We start from the raw sequence: 664 nt of genomic DNA, 5'->3' as shown, positions 1-664 counted from the left end.
TCAGGCTGTCGAGAAACCCTCGACAGCCTATTTATTTCTTTTTATTTATCAAAATAATAAAACAACTCTATTGCCTAATTTGGTATAATATTAGTAATAAAAATAGGCGGTGATTAGGTTGTTTCATACAAGAAGTAATACTCAAAATGAAGTTGAGTTTGTCTGTCTGGAAGACTTAGTACCACAAGATCACTTACTACGAAAAATTGATAAATACATTGATTTCTCTTTCATTATAGATAAAGTAAGACCTTATTATAGTGAGGATAATGGTCGACCTTCTTTAGATCCCCTCGTCTTATTCAAAATGATGTTTATTGGTTATTTTTATGGGATTCGTTCCGAGCGTCAACTGGAGAAGGAAATTCAAATGAATCTAGCGTATCGTTGGTTTCTTGGTTTAAAAATTTCTGATCCTGTTCCACACCACTCCACGATTAGTTGGAATCGCCGTACGCGATTTAAAGACACGAACATATTTCAAGATATTTTTGATGAAATTGTTCTCCAAGCTATTAACCACCAAATGGTTGGTGGGAGGGTTTTGTTTACGGACTCCACCCATCTAAAGGCTAACGCCAATAAACATAAATTCACGAGAGAAGAAGTGGAGGTAGAGGTTCGAGATTACGTAGAAGAATTAAATCAAGCTATTGAAGAAGAT

General features: G+C 35.1%; 1 protein-coding gene. It reads left to right on the top strand.

Annotation, left to right across the window (positions count from 1 at the left end):
• Positions 1 to 112: 112 nt before the first annotated feature.
• Positions 113 to 664, top strand: a 552-nt coding sequence (locus tag ACFSBH_RS12090; RefSeq protein ID WP_379597727.1) for a transposase, incomplete at its 3' end; no start/stop codon positions are given.

This window comes from Oceanobacillus luteolus (assembly GCF_042678205.1).
Classification (GTDB): domain Bacteria; phylum Bacillota; class Bacilli; order Bacillales; family Amphibacillaceae; genus Oceanobacillus; species Oceanobacillus luteolus.
The sequence above is the reverse complement of the archived record's forward strand: the minus strand, read 5'-3'. Positions and strand labels throughout refer to the sequence as shown.